The organism is Streptomyces sp. NPDC047525, from assembly GCF_040643025.1.
GTDB classification, from domain to species: Bacteria; Actinomycetota; Actinomycetes; order Streptomycetales; family Streptomycetaceae; genus Streptomyces; species Streptomyces durmitorensis.
The window spans coordinates 429,983-447,763 of record NZ_JBEYTL010000006.1 but is presented as its reverse complement, the minus strand read 5'-3'; the positions used below and the strand labels follow the sequence as shown (position 1 = coordinate 447,763).

Annotated in this window: 14 protein-coding genes; 4 read left to right on the top strand and 10 right to left on the bottom strand. The window is 68.8% G+C overall.

What is annotated here, in order from left to right; genetic code table 11:
• Positions 1–39 precede the first annotated feature (39 nt).
• Complete coding sequence (locus ABZ833_RS20205; protein WP_361048479.1) at positions 40–1,065, top strand: LacI family DNA-binding transcriptional regulator; 1,026 nt, start codon at positions 40–42, stop codon at positions 1,063–1,065.
• A 22-nt stretch (positions 1,066–1,087) separates the two neighbouring features.
• On the opposite strand, the gene ABZ833_RS20200 is transcribed toward ABZ833_RS20205, so the two are convergent.
• From ABZ833_RS20200 to ABZ833_RS20190, 3 genes are read right to left on the bottom strand one after another with little or no spacing between them, the layout of a single operon-like run.
• Entirely contained in the window at positions 1,088–1,939 is an 852-nt protein-coding gene (locus tag ABZ833_RS20200) for a carbohydrate ABC transporter permease (protein WP_361048477.1), read from the bottom strand.
• The gene (locus ABZ833_RS20195) at positions 1,936–2,883 is read right to left on the bottom strand and encodes a sugar ABC transporter permease (protein ID WP_249591594.1); all 948 of its coding nucleotides are present in this window, start codon (positions 2,881–2,883) and stop codon (positions 1,936–1,938) included. Before ABZ833_RS20195 ends, ABZ833_RS20200 begins: the two co-directional genes overlap by 4 nt.
• The gene (locus tag ABZ833_RS20190; RefSeq protein ID WP_361048474.1) at positions 2,880–4,232 is read right to left on the bottom strand and encodes an extracellular solute-binding protein; all 1,353 of its coding nucleotides are present in this window, start codon (positions 4,230–4,232) and stop codon (positions 2,880–2,882) included. The genes ABZ833_RS20195 and ABZ833_RS20190 overlap by 4 nt, the downstream gene beginning before the upstream one ends.
• Positions 4,233–4,496: 264 nt before the next feature.
• On the opposite strand from ABZ833_RS20190, the gene ABZ833_RS20185 reads away from it, so the two are divergent.
• The 3 genes from ABZ833_RS20185 (at position 4,497) to ABZ833_RS20175 (ending at position 8,829) form a co-directional block, all read left to right on the top strand.
• Positions 4,497–6,983 carry an alpha-L-arabinofuranosidase C-terminal domain-containing protein gene (locus ABZ833_RS20185; RefSeq protein WP_361048472.1) on the top strand — a complete coding sequence of 829 codons (2,487 nt, stop codon included), beginning with the start codon at positions 4,497–4,499 and terminating at the stop codon, positions 6,981–6,983.
• Between the two features lie 91 nt (positions 6,984–7,074).
• Positions 7,075–8,235, top strand: coding sequence for a right-handed parallel beta-helix repeat-containing protein (locus ABZ833_RS20180; protein WP_361048470.1), 1,161 nt, complete (start codon positions 7,075–7,077; stop codon positions 8,233–8,235).
• A 96-nt stretch (positions 8,236–8,331) separates the two neighbouring features.
• Positions 8,332–8,829, top strand: a complete 498-nt coding sequence (locus ABZ833_RS20175; protein WP_249591590.1) for a peptidylprolyl isomerase — start codon at positions 8,332–8,334, stop codon at positions 8,827–8,829.
• Positions 8,830–8,920: 91 nt separating this feature from the next.
• On the opposite strand, the gene ABZ833_RS20170 is transcribed toward ABZ833_RS20175, so the two are convergent.
• Genes ABZ833_RS20170 through ABZ833_RS20140 form a run of 7 tightly spaced genes read right to left on the bottom strand, consistent with a single transcriptional unit; the run spans position 8,921 to position 17,599 of the window.
• The gene (locus tag ABZ833_RS20170) at positions 8,921–9,580 is read right to left on the bottom strand and encodes a ThuA domain-containing protein (protein WP_361048468.1); all 660 of its coding nucleotides are present in this window, start codon (positions 9,578–9,580) and stop codon (positions 8,921–8,923) included.
• Positions 9,581–9,605: 25 nt separating this feature from the next.
• The gene (locus ABZ833_RS20165) at positions 9,606–11,600 is read right to left on the bottom strand and encodes an oligopeptide transporter, OPT family (RefSeq protein ID WP_361048466.1); all 1,995 of its coding nucleotides are present in this window, start codon (positions 11,598–11,600) and stop codon (positions 9,606–9,608) included.
• The gene (locus ABZ833_RS20160) at positions 11,597–12,826 is read right to left on the bottom strand and encodes an ATP-grasp domain-containing protein (protein ID WP_361048464.1); all 1,230 of its coding nucleotides are present in this window, start codon (positions 12,824–12,826) and stop codon (positions 11,597–11,599) included. The genes ABZ833_RS20165 and ABZ833_RS20160 overlap by 4 nt, the downstream gene beginning before the upstream one ends.
• 34 nt (positions 12,827–12,860) lie before the next feature.
• Positions 12,861–14,429 carry an asparagine synthase (glutamine-hydrolyzing) gene (asnB, locus tag ABZ833_RS20155; RefSeq protein ID WP_361048462.1) on the bottom strand — a complete coding sequence of 523 codons (1,569 nt, stop codon included), beginning with the start codon at positions 14,427–14,429 and terminating at the stop codon, positions 12,861–12,863.
• A 26-nt stretch (positions 14,430–14,455) separates the two neighbouring features.
• A complete protein-coding gene (gene aroA, locus ABZ833_RS20150; RefSeq protein WP_361048460.1) occupies positions 14,456–15,760 on the bottom strand; it encodes a 3-phosphoshikimate 1-carboxyvinyltransferase in 1,305 nt (434 codons plus the stop codon).
• 43 nt (positions 15,761–15,803) lie between these two features.
• Positions 15,804–17,171: a hypothetical protein gene (locus ABZ833_RS20145; RefSeq protein WP_361048458.1), complete on the bottom strand. Its 1,368-nt coding sequence runs from the start codon at positions 17,169–17,171 to the stop codon at positions 15,804–15,806.
• Positions 17,168–17,599 (bottom strand): Rid family hydrolase, encoded by a 432-nt coding sequence (locus ABZ833_RS20140; RefSeq protein WP_361048456.1) that lies wholly within the window; start codon positions 17,597–17,599, stop codon positions 17,168–17,170. The genes ABZ833_RS20145 and ABZ833_RS20140 overlap by 4 nt, the downstream gene beginning before the upstream one ends.
• Between the last annotated feature and the right edge of the window lie 182 nt (positions 17,600–17,781).

Genomic DNA, 17,781 nt, shown 5'->3' with positions numbered 1-17,781 from the left:
GTGCCATGTTGAGGCAAACGTTTCCCGTGGAGGTGGGCCGTGACGTCACTGGTGGATGTCGCACGGGCGGCGGGTGTGGCCGTGGCCACCGCATCGCGGGTGCTGAGCGGGTCCGACCATCCCGTCTCGGCGAAGACACGCGCCAAGGTCATGGCGGCCGCCGAGAAGCTGGACTACTCGCCGAGTGCCCTTGCGCGGGCGATGGTCTCGCCCAACAGCCGTCTCATGGGCGTTCTGGTGAGCGACATCGTCAACCCGTACTTCTCCGTGATCGCCCGAGGCGTGGACGACGTGGCGACCCGGTCCGGCTACGTGACCATGCTGTCCAACGTCGACCGGAGCACCGCCACGGAGATCAGCCGGCTGCAGGCGATGCGGGACTACCGCGCCGCGGGAGTGATCTTCGCGGGCAGTGGCTACGTCGACGACCCGCACAGACCGGGCCTGCTCAAGGCCGTCCGCAAGGCGCGGGAGCAGGGCATCTTGGCCGTGTCACTCGCCGACCGCGACCTCGGCTGCCCGACCATCACCGTCGACAATCACGCCGCCGCCCACGACATCACGGACCACCTCGTCGCGCTCGGCCACCGCCGGATCACGTTCATCGAAGGGCCGTCCGGCATGACCGTCACCCGGCAGCGCAGGGAGGGATTCCTCGCCCGCATGCGCGACGCGGGACTCGGCGGCGGCGCGTACTGCGTGCCGGGCGGTTTCGACTACGAGGCCGGTCACACCGCGACCCTGCGGCTCATCGCACGCCGGCCACTGCCCGATGCCGTACTCGCGGCCAACGACGAGGTCGCGGTCGGTGCGCTCGGCGCCCTGCGTCAGGCGGGCATCGACGTGCCGGGCGAGATCTCCGTCGCCGGCATCAACGACCTCAGGGTCGCCCAGCACGTCGGCCTGACCACGGTGAGCCTCCCGCTGTACGAGATGGGCTCCCTGGCCGCCCGCCACATCATCGATTCCGCACCGGGCGCCGCCACCGATGGCGCTGCGACCACCACGCTCAGCCATCGGCTTGTCCCCCGGGAGACCACCGCCCGGCGCCCGCCGGAGCGATGAGGTCCCGCCGCTTCCCGGCCCGCTACTGCCCGGCCAGACCGGTATGGGCCACGCCGCTGACGATCTGGCGCTGGAAGAAGACGAAGACGATGACCAGGGGCAGGCCCGCCATGAGGCCGCCCGCCATCAGCTGCGCCCACTGGATCCCGTAGGAGTTCATGACGGTCGCGATGCCGTTCGGCATGGTCATCAGGTCGGGGTTGTTGGTCACCATGTAGGGCCACAGGAAGTTGTTCCACGACGCGATGAACGTGAAGATCCCGACGGCCGAGAGCGAGGGGCGGGACAGCGGCAGGACGATGGTGAAGAAGACCCGCCAGCGTCCGGCGCCGTCGATGTACGCGGCCTCCTCCAGCTCGTGCGGGATCGACTGGAAGAACTTGTAGAGGATGTAGACCATCGCGGCCGGCGCGCACTGCGGCAGGATCATGCCCCAGTAGGTGTCGACCATCCCCATGGACTGGACGGTCGTGAAGAGCGGCACGCCGAGCACGGCGGGCGACACCATCAGGCCCGCCATCACCAGGCCGAGGAGTGCGTTCTTGCCGCGGAACTCGGTGCGCGCGAAGCCGTATCCGGCGAGCGCGCTGACGAGTACGACGATGAAGGTGACGCAGACCGAGACGATGACCGAGTTCACGAACCAGTTGGTGATGTTGCCGCTCTCGAAGAGCGCCTTCCACGCCTGGCCCGTCCACTCCTGCGGCACCCAGTGGGTGGGCACCTCGACGGCCTCGGTCTCCGACTTCAGGGACGTGAACAGGGCCCACAGCAGCGGCGTCATCCACAGGGCGGAGACGGCGACGCCGAGCGCGGTGAGCACGATCTGGCCCGGGGTCCACTTGCTCTTCCTGGACACTGCGGCGGTGGTCATCGCACGCCCTCCTCACGCTTGCGAAGGAGCCACATCCGGCCGAGGGCGACGGCCGCGATGAGCACGAAGAAAATGATGGAGATCGCGGAGGCGTAGCCCACGCGGTAGGCGGTGAAGCCCTCTTCGAGCGTGTACTGGACGAAGGTCCGGGTGCTCTCCTCGGGCCCAGGGCCGAAGTCCTGCATCACCACGGCCTGGTCGAAGACCTGGAGCGAGGCGAGGATCTGCAGCGTGATCACGAGGCCGGTGATGTTGCGCAGCATCGGCAGGGTGATGTGCACCATCCGCTGCCAGGCGCCCGCGCCGTCGAGCTCCGCGGCCTCGTACAGATGCCGCGGGATGTTCTGCAGGGCCGCGAGGAAGAGCAGGAAGCTGAAGCCGACGGTCCACCACAGGGTGGTGATCACGACGGCGAGCAGGGCGGTGGACTTCTGGGTCAGCCAGGGCGTGTCGAGGCCGAAGACGTGGTTGATCATTCCGGTGCCCGGGTTGAACAGCCACTGCCACAGGTTGCCCGCGACCGTGGACGGCAGCAGGAAGGGGGCGAAGAAGCACAGCCGCCACAGCCACTTGGCGCGCTCGATGTGGTGGGCGAGCATCGCGAGCAGGAACGCGAGGACCACGATGCAGGGCACCACGAGCAGGGTGAAGTACGCGCTGTGGCCGAGGGAGTCCCACAGGAGCGGGCTGTCGAGGGCCTCGCGGTAGTTGTCGAGGCCGACGAAGCGTTCGCCCGTGCCGGAGATGTTGGCGTCGGTGAAGCTCAGCCACAGGCCGCGGCCGATCGGGAACAGCACGAAGAGGGCGAACAGGGTCAGGAACGGGGCGACGAACCAGCCGCCGTGCTGAAGACGGCGGGTCAGCCGGGCCCGGAGCGCATCGGTGCCCGCCGCCGGGACGGTCCGTACGGCGGCCGGTGCGACCGCGGTGTCGACGGCGCTCACGCGGCGGACCCTCCCTCGGTCGCGGAACGGCCTTCCATCGGGTTCTTCATGGCGACCAGCTTTTCGAGTACGTCCTTCATGCGGCGGGCCGTGGCATCCGGCTTGGCGGAGCCGACGTTGGAGGAGGCGATGACGGGGCCGATGCGCTGGGCGAGGAGTCCGGTGGATCCCGCGAACCAGGCGGACGGCTCGACCGCCATGTGGTCCATCGCCGAGACGTACTCGGACTGCGGCTCCAGTGACACGTACTTCTTGTCGTCCAGCGTGGGCAGGTAGGCGGGGATGTGGCCGCCGCGCGCCCAGGCCGTGGCGTTCTTGACGACGTACGCGGCCAGTTGGTGCGCTGCCTCGTTCGTGGCGCCGCCGCGCTGCGACTGGTGCGGCAGGACGAAGCAGTGCGACTCCGTGTGCGTTGCGGGTTCGCCGAAGACGGGCGGCAGCGGGGTCGCGCCGTAGTCGAGCTTCGCGCCGCTGAAGACGGGCACCGACCAGTTGCCCTCCCAGGTGAAGGCGGAGCCGTTGACGAAGGACTCGCCGTCGGCGATGCCGATCGCGGTGGAGTAGCCGTCGGTCAGGTGCTGCCGCAGGAACTCCAGGACCTGGGTGGCCTTGTCGGTGTCGAGGGTGACCTCCCGGCCGTCGGCGCTGAGGCAGGTGCCGCCGAGCTGGGTGTAGAAGGAGAGGAAGAACCACCAGGAGAAGTTGGGTTCGTCGGCCTTGATGCCGATGGTGTGGACGGCTCCCTCGACGGCCTTCTTGGCGGCCTTGAGCGCCTTGAACCAGTCCTCGGGCGAGGAGACCTTCGCCAGGTCACCGTCCGAGCCGAGCAGTCCCGCCTTCTCGCACACGTCCCTGCGGTAGAAGCAGAGCTGGGCGTGGATGTCGAGGGGAAGGCCGTAGAGCTTGCCGTCGACCACGGCGCGCTTCCACAGGACGGGGTTGAAGTCCGCCTCGCGCACCCCGTACTCGGCGAGCAGCCGCACGTCCCAGGGGTCGAGCAGCTGTCCGGGAGCGAAGCCGGGGATCCGGCCCAGGTGCATGACGGCGAGGTCGGGGGCGCGGTTCCCGGAGGCCGCCATGGCGAGCTTGGTGTAGTACGGATTGCCCCACTGGAGGGTCGAGTCCTTGACGTCAACCCGGGGGTTCGCGGCGCGGAAGGCGTCAAGCATCGCGATCATGTTGGCGCCGTCGCCACCGGAGAACAGATTCCAGTAGCGGACCCGTACGTCCGCGTCCGACGCCAGCGCGGAGGCGCTGCGATTCGCGGCGGCGAGTCCGAAGCTGCCCGCGACGGCGAGCGCTCCGATGCCGCCGAGCACACCTCGTCGGCTGGGGAGGGGTGGTGACATTGCGGCTCACTTCTGTTCGATATTTCGAATGCTGCTCGCAACTTCGAACGGGACCGTAAGGTCGAACGCCGGGCACGTCAACGGTTCGGACAGAGCCGGGGCCGAAGTCCCAGGAATTTCACGGAAGTTGTTCGACATCACGAACCCCGGCACGCACCTCGGCCACTTCCTGCGCAATGCGTTGACGTGCCGCTCCGCGCTACCTAAGTTGCCGTTCGACCTACTGATCAGCGTTCGACATACCGCACACAGACTGGGGTACGCATGGCACGCAGACGCTGGAGACTCGGGCTCACCCTCGGAGCCCTGCTCGCCGGAACGCTCGCCGCGGGACCCACCGCCGCGGCCGAACCCACCGACTACACCCTCTCCGTCGACCCGGCCCGCACCGGCGCGAAGATCGACGACTCGATGTACGGCGTCTTCTACGAGGACATCAACCGCGCGGCGGACGGCGGCCTCTACGCCGAGCTCGTCCAGAACCGCTCCTTCGAGTACACCACCGCCGACAACTCCTCGTACAAGCCGCTGACCTCGTGGGACACGTCCGGCTCCGCCCAGGTCCTGAACGACGACGGTCGCCTAAACTCCCGCAACCGCAACTACCTCTCCCTGGAGGGCGGTTCGTCCGTCACCAACTCCGGATACAACACCGGCATCGCGGTCACCAAGGGCAAGCGGTACGACTTCTCGGTCTGGGCCCGCAGCGGCGGGGCGGGGAGCGCGCCGCTGACCCTCGGCCTGCGCGACGCCTCCGGCGACCTCGCCCCGGCCCGCCGCGTCACCGCGCGCGGCGGCTGGGCGAAGTACAAGGCCTCGTTCACGGCGGGCCGCACCTCCGCCACCGGCAGGCTCACGGTCGCCTCCGGCACCCCCGTCGCCCTCGACGAGATCTCCCTCTTCCCCCGCGACACCTACAAGGGCCGCGCGAACGGCCTGCGCGCGGACCTCGCCCAGAAGATCGCCGACCTGAAGCCCGGCTTCCTCCGCTTCCCCGGCGGCTGCCTGGTCAACACCGGCTCCCACGAGGCGTACGACGAGCAGTCCGGCTGGCAGCGCAAGCGCTCCTACCAGTGGAAGGACACCATCGGGCCCGTCGAGCAGCGCGCCACGAACGCCAACTTCTGGGGATACAACCAGAGTTACGGCCTGGGGTACTACGAGTACTTCCAGTTCGCCGAGGACACCGGCGCCATGCCGCTGCCCGTGGTGCCCGCCCTGGTCACCGGCTGCGGCCAGAACAAGGCCACCGACGACCCCGCCCTGCTGAAGCGGCACATCCAGGACACCCTGGACCTCATCGAATTCGCCAACGGCCCGGCGACGAGCGAGTGGGGCAAGAAGCGGGCGGCGATGGGCCACCCCAAGCCCTTCGGCCTCACCCACCTGGAAGTCGGCAACGAGGAGAACCTCCCCGAAGAGTTCTTCGCCCGCTTCAAGGAGTTCCGCGCGGCCATCGAGGCGAAGTACCCGGACATCACCGTCATCTCCAACTCGGGCCCCGACGACAGCGGTTCGACCTTCGACAAGGCCTGGCAGCTGAACCGCGACGCGGACGTCGCCATGGTCGACGAGCACTACTACAACAGCCCGCAGTGGTTCCTGGAGAACAACGACCGCTACGACTCCTACGACCGCGAGGGCCCCAAGGTCTTCCTCGGCGAGTACGCGTCGCAGGGCAACAAGTTCTCCAACGCCCTGTCAGAAGCGGCCTTCATGACCGGTCTTGAACGCAACGCCGACGTCGTCAAGCTCGCCTCGTACGCCCCGCTGCTCGCCAACGAGGACTACGTGCAGTGGAAGCCGAACATGATCTGGTACGACAACGACCAGTCATGGGGCTCGGCCAACTACGAGACGCAGAAGCTCTTCATGCGCAACGTCGGCGACGAGGTCGTGCCCTCCACGGCCTCCGGCACCCCCGCCGCGTCCGGTCCCATCACCGGCGCCGTCGGCCTGTCCACCTGGGCGACCAGTGCCGCGTACGACGACGTGAAGGTCACCGGCGGGGACGGCAGAACGCTCCTGACCGACGACTTCTCCGGCGGTGACGGCCAGTGGAGCAAGGCGGCGGACAAGGGCACCTGGGCCGTCCAGGACGGCGCCTATGTCCAGTCCGACGAGGCCGCCGAGAACACCCTGGTCACGGCGGGCGACAAGGGCTGGCAGAACTACGACCTGAACGTGAAGGCCACCAAGAAGGCCGGCAAGGAAGGCTTCATGGTCGCCTTCGGGGTCAAGGACACCGGCAACCACTACTGGTGGAACCTGGGCGGCTGGAACAACACCCGGTCGGCCGTCGAGAAGACCGCCGACGGCGCGAAGCAGACCATGGTCCAGGACACGACGACCGTCGAGACGGGCCGCAGCTACGACCTGCGGGTGGAGGTGCGCGGCCGCCAGGTGACGCTCTTCCTCGACGGCAAGAAGTGGGGCTCCTTCACGGACGACAAGCCCGCCGAGCCGTTCCGCCAGGTCGTCACCCGCGACAAGGCCACCGGGGACCTCATCGCCAAGGTCGTCAACGCCCAGGGCACGGATGCGCGCACCAAGGTGGGCCTGGGCTCGGGCACGAAGGTGGAGCGGAACGCGAAGGTGACCACGCTCGCCGCCGACCCGGCCGCTGAGAACACGAAGGACGCGACGCCGGTCAAGCCGGTGACCTCGACGTTCAGGGGCGTGGCCGACACCTTCTCGTACACCTTCCCGGCGAACTCGATCACGTTCATGAGGATCAAGACGGCGGACTGACTCGCGCGGCAACCTTTCCTGCGCGCGGCGGGGACAAGGGGGTGCCCCCTGTGGGCACCCCCGAGCACCCCCGAGGAAAGGAACGACCGCTGTGAGCAGCAGCACCGGACGCCACCGCAGGACCCGCACGATCACCATCGCCGCAGCCGTCGCCGTGGCGGCGGGCGCGGGAGGCGTCCACCTGGGTCTGGCCCCGGACGACGCGGACGCGGCCGCGGCGAGCAGCACCGTGGTCGTGTCGACCTCCGCGGCGCTCGAGTCCGCGGTGGCGAGCGCGTCGGCGGGGACCACGATCCAGGTCCGCGGCGGCACGTACCACCCGGCCAAGACCCTCAAGTCGACGGCGGACGGCAGCGCGGCCGCGCGCATCACGCTCGCCGCGTACGGCACCGAGAAGGTGAAGATCGACGGTTCGAAGCTCGCCGAGGGCTCCTGGCTCGCCGGGATCTACGGCGACCACTGGACCGTGCAGAATCTCACCTTCCAGAACTCCCCCGCCCAGGGCTTCGTCGCCACCTCGTCCGTGGGTGGCATCTTCAAGAACCTGGTCACCGCCGACAACGGCGACTCCGGGTTCACCCTGCGCGGCGACGGCACGACGGACAACCTGGTGCAGAATCTCGACAGCCACGGCAATTACGACGCCGCCACCCACGGCCAGAACGCCGACGGCCTGGCCGTGAAGTTCGGCTCGGGCACCGGCAACAAGATCACCGGGGCTCGTCTGTTCAACAACGCCGACGACGGCATGGACCTGTGGCAGTACGCGTCCCCCGTCACCGTCGAGCACTCCTGGGCCTTCGGCAACGGCAAGAACCGCTGGAACGACTCCGCCTGGGAGGGCAACGGCAACGGGTTCAAGCTGGGCGGCGGCGGAGCGAGCGCCGCACACCTGGTGAACAACAACGCGGCCTGGGACAACACCCTCCACGGCTTCACCGAGAACTCCAATCCCGGCGCCGCCGGCCTCAACCGCAACACGGCGTACGCGAACAAGGAGACCGGCTTCTACTTCGCCACGGGCAAGGGCCGCCTGGCCCGCAATCTGGCCGTGGCCAACGGCACGGGTACGGCCAAGCTCGGCTCCGGCACGGTCTCGGCCGCCAACAACTGGGACAGCGGCGTGGCGACCCCCGCCTTCAGGTCCACGAACGCGGACACGGTGTACGGCGCCCGCCAGGCGAGCGGGGCGCTCCCCGCGACGACGTTCCTGACGACGGGCAGCACCGCCATCGGCTCGACCATGGACTGAATGCCGACGACATCATGCCTGGTCAACAGGGTGACGGAGGTCTCACCGGGGGGTTCGGTTGGCGGCCGGGTAAGGGGCAGTGACAGGATGAGGTCCATGACCACCAAGGCTTATTTCGACATCACCATCGACGGCCAGCCCGAGGGCCGCATCACGTTCAACCTCTTCGACGACGTCGTGCCGAAGACCGCGGAGAACTTCCGCGCGCTCGCCACCGGCGAGAAGGGCTTCGGTTACGCGGGTTCGAAGTTCCACCGCGTCATTCCGGACTTCATGCTCCAGGGCGGCGACTTCACCGCCGGCAACGGCACGGGTGGCAAGAGCATCTACGGCGCCAAGTTCCCCGACGAGAACTTCCAGCTCAAGCACACCAAGCCGGGCCTGCTCTCGATGGCCAACGCGGGCCCCGACTCGAACGGCTCGCAGTTCTTCATCACCACGATCGTGACGAGCTGGCTCGACGGCAAGCACGTCGTGTTCGGTGAGGTCGCGGACGAGGAGAGCATGGCCCTCGTCAAGAAGATCGAGAGCTTCGGCTCGCAGTCGGGCGCCACCAAGGCCGAGATCGCCATCGCCGCCTCCGGCACCCTCTAGTTCCGGCTGGCACCTGGCACGAGCCCCCGCCGCACCGGCGGGGGCTCACCCATGTCCCGGTCAACGGCCCGGGTCCGGCCATGGGTCGTCTCTACTGGGCGCGGCCGGTCACATAGCGCAGGCCGCCCAGAAGGTGGGCGCGGAAGTCCGGGTCCGCGTAGGCCTCGTCGGCGTGGCCAAGGGCCGTGTAGAACATCGGGCCGCCCTGGTTCTCGTGGCACCACACCAGGGGGTGGTCCGCTCCCATCCCGCCGCCTTCGTACGAGGATTCGTCGGCGGACGCCAGGACCCGCACCGCGCCGCGCGGCGAGGTCCGGAAGTCGTACCACTCGTCGGTGAACTCCCAAGTGGCGGGGAGGTGTTCGGTGGCCGGGTGTGTGCGGTCCTCGACGGTCAGGCGGCCTGGCTGGTAGGCGGGGTGGCGGGCGAAGCGCGCGCCGAGGAGCTCGCCGTAGTACGGCCAGTCGTACTCGGTGCAGGCCGCGGCGTGCACGCCCATGAAGCCACCGCCCGCCGAACGGTGTGCGCGCAGAGCCGCACGCCCCGCAGCGGTGAGGACGTCGCCGCTGGTGGAAAGGAAGACGATCGCCGCGTAGACGGACAGGTCCTGCTCGAAGGCGGCCGGATCCTCGGTCGCGTCGGCGGAGCAGCCGATCCCGGCGGCGAGTTCCCGCAGGGCGGTGACTCCCGCGGGGATCGACGCATGGCGGTAGGCGGTCGTTCGGCTGTAGATCAGCAGGCGGGGGCTCATGGGACCGATCGTAGAGACCAGTGGGTCACGTGCCGGAGGAGTCTTCGCCGGACAGTGGCACGGACGCGGGCGGCGCGGCGGCCGTCGTGGCCCGGTGTGCGTAGGAGAAGACCGCCGCCAGGCACAGTCCGAAGACCGCCAGCGAAAGCAGCGGACTGTCGAGGGAAGCCCACGGCACGTCCCAGCCCGCCCACTTGGGCACCGCGGCCGAGAGGCCGACCAGGGACTCGCCGGTGATGATGCCCGAGCTGAGCAGCACGACGCGGTCGCGGGACGCCTGTGCGGCGCGGTCCGGCGACGACGCCTCACCACTGGAGCCCTCATCGCCGCTGGGACCACCACCGGCCCGCCGTCGCGCCGCCCCCCGCAGCAAGGAGCCGAGCAGACCACCGACGAACAGCGGCACCGAGAGGCTGAACGGCAGATACATCCCGATGGCGATGGGCATGACGAAGAGCCGGAACGAGCTGCCGTACCGCTTGAGCACCGAGTCGGCGACGACGAGCGCGACCCCGACGGCGACACCGGTCCACAGCATCCGCTCCGGGAAGCGGCCCGCGTTGAACACCCCGTCGGCCAGGTGCGCGAAGATGGCCGCCTGCGGCGCCTTCAGGGCGTCGGCGTCCGTGGTGCCGATGCCGTAGCCGCGCTGCAGCAGCACCACGATCGGCGCGACCACGAAGGCGAAGGCGACCACCCCCAGGAGCTGGACGAGCTGCTGTCGTCTCGGTGTCGCCCCCACCATTGCTCCGGTGGCGAGGTGTTGGGCGGTATCGCCCGCAGTCGCCGTCGCCGTGCAGACGAACAGGGAGGTCAGCAGCGCGCACAGGGCAAGGCGTGCGTCGAGGTCGGCTCTGGCCACCACGAACACGAGGGTGAACAGGAAGAAGGCGCTGATGGCCATGCCGGAGATCGGATTGTTGGAGCTGCCCAACTGGCCGACGATGTAGCCGGAGACCGCGGCGAAGGCGACGACGAGCACCAGGATGACGATGGCCGTGGCCAGGGCCAGTGACGGGGAACCCACCGCCCACCAGATGAACCCGAAGGTGGCGAGCGCGGTCAGCGCGATCGCCGTCAGTACGGCTCTCATCGGCAGATCGGTGTCCGTTCGCTCCTGCGCCGCGCCGCGGGCCGGGCGCAGTCCCGCGAAACCGGCCCTGACACCGCGTGCGATCGATGTCCTGGCCTGCACGATCGACCAGCAGCCGCCGACGATCATGGCGCCGATGCCGACGAACCGGATGTCGGAGCTCCAGGTCTGCCGGGCGAGCCCGACCAGTTCCGTGTGCGGCACGCCTGTGGGGTCGGCGACCAGAGGGATGGCGACCAGCCAGGACAGCGCGCCGCCCATCAACATGAGCGAGGCGAAACGCAGTTCCAGAATGAGGCCGACGCCGACCAGCGCCAGGGAGAGGTCGATACCGCCGTAGAAGACCCGGCCGCCGATCCTGACCGCCCCCTCCACCGCGCCGGAGATGACACCGGCGAAGCTCTGCAGTGCCTTGAACACCGCGCCGCCGACGACGGCAAGCAGCGCCGGGCGCAGACTGTTGCGACCCACCGCCCCGGCCCGGGAGACCTTGGCGCAGGCCTCGCTCTCGGGAAAGCGCAGCTCGGGCGAGAGGCGTGTCAGCGAACGCCGCAGCGGGATCACACACAGCACGCCGAACACACCGCCGAGCGCGGCCGCAAGGCTCACCTCCCAGTAGTCGAGGTCCTGGCGGACTCCGCTCAGGACGAGCGCGGGCGCGGTGAAGACCACGCCTACGGCAAGCGCCTCTCCCGAGGAGGCGATGGTCTGGGCGAGGTTGTTCTCCAGGAGGGTCGTTCGGCGTCGTACCATCCGGATGACACCCGTGCAGATGAGAGCGGCGGGAATCGCGGCGGACACGGCCAGGCCGGAGTAGAGGGCCAGATAGGTGATCGCCCCCGTCAGGGTGAGCCCGATGGCGAAGCCGAGAGCGACCGCGGTGAGGGTCAGCTCCGCGGGTCCGCGCGCGCCCCGGTCGGCCCTCACTCGACACGCAGCCGCATCAGGGCGTGCACCGCCTCCGCGTCCCGGTCCAGTTGGGCCGGGTCTTCGTGCACCAGGCGGACCAGCCCCCAGGCAGTGGACAAGTCCTCGGTGACCGGCCAGTCCGCGCCGACCTTGGCGATCATCCGGTCGCCGTCGTACGAAGGCAGCTTCGCGACCTCCGCCGCGCCCTCGTGGCCGAGCACCCGGCCGGGCCGGTCGTTGATCAGGCAGCAGACGCAGTAGTGCCGCTGGAAGCGGTACTCGGGCGGCCGGGTGTATTCGTCGAGGAAGATGCGGACGTTGTCCTGGAAGGTATGGAGACCGGAGCACTTCTGGATCATCAAGGGAGTGCCGGCGCCGGGGAGCCGGTTGTTGACCTCGATGGCCCGGGGCCCGCGGGAGGTCATCTTGAACTCGGTGTCGTTGATGCCGTACCGCACACCGATCGCCGTGTTCGCCGACCGGATATAGGGCAGCACCTCCTGAGCCAAGGGGTCGTCGAGGGGCAGAGACCTGAAGGTGCGGTAGATGCTGGGGTGGCCGTCCCGTTGGATCTTCTCGTAGCGGGCAACCGATACGAGGGCAGCCTCGGGGGTGCCGTCGTGCAGAAGGTTCATGAAGTACTCGTCGCCGTCCAGATACTCCTCGGCCAGCACGGCATCGGACATACGGTCGTAGACATCAGGGGAGTGGAGGATGGTGCGGAACGCCCCGGCCACCTCACGCTCGTCGGTGCAGACATAGACGTGCGAGGCCCCGGCGGAGGCGGGGGGCTTGAGGACGATCGGGTAACCGGCCGCCTCGGCCCAGGAGAGCACGGCGGTGAGGCTCGTGGACTCCATGTGGTCGGCGCAGGCGACTCCGTGGGCTCGCCAGTACTCCTTCATGACCCGCTTGTCCGTACGGGCTCGTATGCTCGATACCGGGTTGCCGATGAGCCCCAGCCCCTCGGCGAACAGGTCAGTGACGTCCAGGGCGGTCTGCGCGCCCGGGACGACTGCGGCAACGGCGCGGTCCTTGAGGAAGGCCAGGGTGTCGGCCACTGATGTGTGGCGATGGATCTCGCTGAAGGTGTCCCCGAGGAACGAGTCGGCGATGTACGGAGTCCGGAACTCCTGGGTCATGACGGCGATCGGCCGCAGCCCCATGGCCGTTGTCTCGGCTCCGTAGGGCACCGCCGCCGACACCGGGTCCACGATGGCGATGGCCTGTCCTGGTACGGGCATGGGCGTTTCCTTTCCTCGGTTCCGGTGGTGGCGGTCAGGAGATGAACTCGAAGTAGCCGTTGGCCGAGAAGTCGAACCCGGCCCGCTTGAACCGCTCTCCCGGCATGGGGAATCCCGCGGCCAGATATTTGTTCAGGAAGAAGTCGCCCTCGGGGGTCTGCATGTCCAGGCCGCCGCCGGTGTTCGGCCTGGTGGCGTCCGGATGCGGGGAGTACGGCCCGGCCGCGGTGGCCATCGCTTCGCGTGCGTACTCGACGAGGGTGTTCTGCATCCCGCTGCCGTCCGGCATCCGCACCTTCGGGCGCAGCCTGACATAGTCCGGCAGGCTGTCCGCGAAGGCCGCCCTGAGCAGCCACTTCTCCTGTCCTTCGCGCATCTTCAGGCTCATCGGCAGGGCGTAGGCGAACTCGAGCAGCGCACGGTCCATGAACGGTACGCGGGTCTCGACCGAGTTGAGCATGCTCGACCGGTCCACCCGTTGAAGGTCCGTGCGGTGCAGATTGCCCACCCGGTAGCGCATCAGGTCCTGCGGATCCGGATGGGTGCGGAAGAGGTCGTATCCGGCCATCACCTCGTCGCTGCCTTCGCCGCACAGTGCGAGCCTGAAGCCGTTCTCCTTGGCCAGCAGGAAGGCGAAGTAGCCGACACAGGTGTCCATTGCGTCGATCGGCTCGAAGAACTCCGCCCCGTACACGATGTCGTCGATGACGTCGATCAGTGCCGCCCGGTCCAGCTGCGCCACCAGGTGCGGGACGTCGAACTCCTTGCAGTACCGCTGAGCGACCTCGACGTCGGCGGCGCCCTCCAGGCCGATGGTGACCGCGGTGACGTCTGGGTGGTACTTCATCGCGGTGTGCAGCACGGCCGCGCTGTCGATGCCCCCGCTGAAGGTCACGGCCACCGGGAGGTCGGTGTCGACCTGTTTGCGCACGGCGGTTTCGAACAGTTCCCGGTAGAGAGCCACTGCTCGACGCTCCGGCAGTGGCTTTCCCGTCGGCTCAGCGAGGCCGTAGTAGCGGGTGGTCCCGGTCTCGGTCACATAGGTGCCCGGCAGCACGGTGCGGATCCGGGTGCCGTGCTCGAGCAGGCACTTCTGCTCGGAGGCGAAGTAGTGCACCCCGTCCTCGACCGCGTAATAGAGCGGCTTGATGCCCACGTGGTCCCTGGCCGCCAGAAAGCGACGGCGCCGACCGTCGTAGAGGACGAAGGCGAACATGCCGTCCAGCCTGGCCACGCACTTTTCGCCCCACTCCAGGTAGGCGTGCAGCACGACTTCGGTGTCCGAACGGGTGCGGAACTCATGGCCGAGAGACCGTAGTTGATCGCGCAGCCGGCCGAAGCCGTACAGCTCGCCGTTGTAGACGAGTTGCACCTGTCCGCTGGGATCGCACTGCGGCTGGCGGCCGTGCGCCCGGTCGACGATCGCCAGGCGATTGGTGCCCAGGGCCACACCCGGACCGCTCCAGCGTTCCGCGAAGTTCTCCGGATCCCCCCGATACCGGATCCGGTCGAGCATCGACACCAGGGCGTCCTCCCGGGCCGCCGTCCGTCCGGCGCTCTCGGTGTCCCGGTGGAGGTCCACGATTGCCGCGATTCCACACACGCTGATCCACTCCTTCCGGCCATGGCCTAGGCGGTGACCGTGCCGCCCAGGCGCCGCAGGTCGTCGAAGAAGCCCGGATAGGTCTGTGCCACGTACTGCGGATCCTTGATGGTCAGTCCCGACCTGCTGCGCAGCGCTATGACGCTCATGGCCATGACGACGGCGTGGTCGTAGTGGCTTTCCACCACGGCGTCGCCGGGTGAGCCCGCGCGCGAACCATGCACGATGAGGGTGTCCCGCTCCTCCTCGGTCGAGATGCCCGCGCGCTGCAGTTCCCGCCGGAAGTCGCTGATGCGGTCGCACTCCTTGTACCGCAGATGCTCGATGTTGTAGAAGCGGCTGGTGCCGTCGGCGTGCGCGACGAGCGCCGCCAGCGGAAGCACCGCGTCGGGTGCCTTCGAGCCGTCGAAGTCGCACGGGCTCAGATCGCCGCCGCCGTGTACCCTCAGGCTGCTCTGTTGCTCGGTCACCGGCACCCCGATCTGAGCCAAGTACCGCAGGACGCCGCTCAGTTCCTCCAGGCCGTTGTGCCGGATCTCGACGCTGGAGTCGACCGCGGCGGCCACGGCGAGCAGGGCCGCGGTGCTCGCCGGGTCACTGCCCACGGTGTAGTGCGCCGGGTGGAAGGCGGTGTCGGCAGGTATGCGGTAGTGCATCAGCTCGTCGTCGGCGTCGACCCGGATGCCCGCGGAACACAGCACCCGTAGCGTCGTATGCACCATGGGCCGGGCCTTCAACTCGTCCTCGACCCGCACTTCGAGCGGTGCGTCCAGGAGCGCGCCGAGGTAGAGCAGACCACTGAGGAACTGTGAGCTGCGGCGCCCGGAGATGCCGACCGCGCCGCCGTGCACGCCCGGGCCGCCCTCCAGGGTGATCGGCAGTCGGCCGTGGTCGCCGTCCAGGGTGCAGCGCACTCCGAGCGTGCGCAGCGCGTCGACCATCTCCTGGTTGGAGCGCCGGCCGAGCGATTCGACGTACGGGGTGATGAAGGTGGTCCGGCGCAGGTGTGCGGTCGCGCCGAGCAGGAGGCGCAGGACGATGCCGGAGTTGCCGGGACAGAGGGTGGTGCCGTCGCGCAGCCGGTCCGGTCCGGTGACGTCGACGGCGCCGGTGTCCGTGCGGCGGATCTGGGCGCCCAGGGCCTCACAACAGTCGATCATTGCCTGGACGTTGAGGCTGTCGGCGAGGTTGTCGATGCGGCTGGTGCCGGGCGCCAGGGTGGCGGCGAGCACCGCACGGGCCGAATAGCTCTTGGACGCCGGCGGTGCGAGGGTGCCCTCGAGCTTGTCCACCGGGTGTATCTGCACTTCCTTGTACTGGAGAAGGTCCACGACGCTGGCTTCCTTCCTTCGTGGCATGTTGTGGTCCGACGGATCAGATCCTGGTGCGGTGTGCGGGGCCGAGCTCGGGCTCACCCCACTCCCAGCGGATGCCGAGAGAGCCGAGCGATCGGAGGTAGCCGGGGTAGCTCGCGTGCAGGTACTCGGCCCCGTCGACCGGCGTCGGCCGCCGCGCGCCGAGCGCTGCCGTGGCCAGACTCATGAAGATGCGGTGGTCGCCGTGGCCGCTGAGCGGGACGCCCCCGGCCGGGCGCTGGGGTCCCGACGTGGTGAAGCCGTCGACGCTGCCCGTGCGGTCGTACGTCGGCGAGATCGCGCACCCCAGTCTGCGGAGCTCGGCGATCATCACCTCGATGCGGCGGCTCTTGTGGTTGTTCACATGTGCCGCGTTGCGCAGGGTCACCCGGGCGTCCACGAACGGGGCGAGCGCGGCGAGCGTGGGCACGACCGTGGGGATGTTGCGTCCGTCGATCTCGACGTGCCGTCCCTCCGGTGCCGTGCACTCGATCCGCAGAGTCTGCTCGACCGGGTCGTGCCGGGCAGCGATGCCGAGGCGGTTCAGCGTGGCCAGGAATTCCGTCTCCGAACTCAGGGCGGAGGGGCAGTAGTCGAGAACGGTGACGGTGCCGCCGCCTCCGGTCAGTACGGCGCACGCCGGGTAGGACAGGGCGGTGAAGTCGGAGGCCAGGTGGTAGAGCCTTGACTGGTATGACCCGGGGTGGACGGTGTAGCTCCCGCCGTCGGCCGTGACGTCGATGCCGTGGTCCCGCATCATCGCGAGGGTGAGGCCGACATATCCGGAGCCAACTGGCCGGGGTCCTGCGCCGTGGATACGGACGGGGCGTTCGGCGAGCGGAGCGATGAGCAGGACCGAGGTCAGGACCTGGGAGCTGTGCAGGGTGTCGACGGTCGTCTCGCCGCCCAGTCCGCTGCCGCCGGACACCCGAACCCGCAGATGGGTGGCGTCACTGAGGTCTTCGATGTCGGCGCCGAGATCCTGCACGAAGCGCAAGTGCTCCAGGACGGGCCGGGCGAGCATGGAGGCGTCGGCTTCGAGCACCGTCTCCTCGCTGAGCAGACATGCAAGCGCCGCTACGGTGCGGAAGTTGAATGCCGAGCCCTCCATCGAGAGCGGCGATGGCGCCTTGTGGCGGGAGAGGGACTTGCCGACCCCGGTGAGGACCAGCCGATGGTCGTCACGCTGCCCGACGCCGAGGCCGAATCCCTGCGCGGCCCGGAGCAGGCTCTCGGCCTCGGACGACCAGGCCGGGTGCACCACGACGCTGGGGGCGTTGGCCAGGAGGCTGAACAGGATCGCGCGCTGCATGTGGGGCTTGGAGTACGGCACCCGGACCTCGCCTGCGGGGGCGGATCGCGGGGGGTGGATGCGGATCTCTGTCATGTCGCGTCCGAGCCGATGGCGGTCGCGGTTATCTCGACGAGCAACTCCGGCCGTACGAGCGTGGCCTGGACTGTGGTGTTCACCGGCGTGCTGACGCCGAATGAGTCCTTGAAGGCCCGGGAGTAGTCGTCGAAGTACTTGAAATCGGCCAGATGGGTCACTGTGCTGACCACGTCCTCAAGATCCGAGCCCAGCTCGCGCAGGGCACGCTGAATCTTGCGGATGATGAAAAGCGTCTGCTCGTAGGCGTCGTCGCCCTGGGGTTCGCCCGTGCCGTCCGCGGCGACGGTGCCGGCGATGAAGATCTGGTCTCCGTGGCGCACGCCTCGTGCGTAGCCCATCTGCGTCTCCCAGATTGACTCGCTGAAGACCTCTTTCCTGCCGAAGGGAGTGGGAAAGGGATCAGCAGTGCCTCGGTGTTGGGTCACGGTTCCTCCTGGACTCGTCGCCATTGATGTGCCGCAGCAGCGCACGCCAGCAGAATGAAGCCACTCCGGCAGGGGGTGCGCCCGAGGTCGGACGCTTCCGGACCGTCCCGGACGCGGGGAGATCCTGCCGGACGCCATCGCCCCCACCACGGCAGGACCGCCAAGGCCCCGCAGCGGCCGCT

Excerpts from the sequence above, each read along its gene's own strand:
- ABZ833_RS20145 (WP_361048458.1), bottom strand. The coding sequence starts at position 17,171 with ATGACAGAGATCCGCATCCACCCCCCGCGATCCGCCCCCGCAGGCGAG.
- ABZ833_RS20175 (WP_249591590.1), top strand. The coding sequence starts at position 8,332 with ATGACCACCAAGGCTTATTTCGACATCACCATCGACGGCCAGCCCGAG.
- ABZ833_RS20190 (WP_361048474.1), bottom strand. The coding sequence starts at position 4,232 with ATGTCACCACCCCTCCCCAGCCGACGAGGTGTGCTCGGCGGCATCGGA.
- ABZ833_RS20170 (WP_361048468.1), bottom strand. The coding sequence starts at position 9,580 with ATGAGCCCCCGCCTGCTGATCTACAGCCGAACGACCGCCTACCGCCAT.
- ABZ833_RS20160 (WP_361048464.1), bottom strand. The coding sequence starts at position 12,826 with ATGCCCGTACCAGGACAGGCCATCGCCATCGTGGACCCGGTGTCGGCG.
- ABZ833_RS20185 (WP_361048472.1), top strand. The coding sequence starts at position 4,497 with ATGGCACGCAGACGCTGGAGACTCGGGCTCACCCTCGGAGCCCTGCTC.
- ABZ833_RS20200 (WP_361048477.1), bottom strand. The coding sequence starts at position 1,939 with ATGACCACCGCCGCAGTGTCCAGGAAGAGCAAGTGGACCCCGGGCCAG.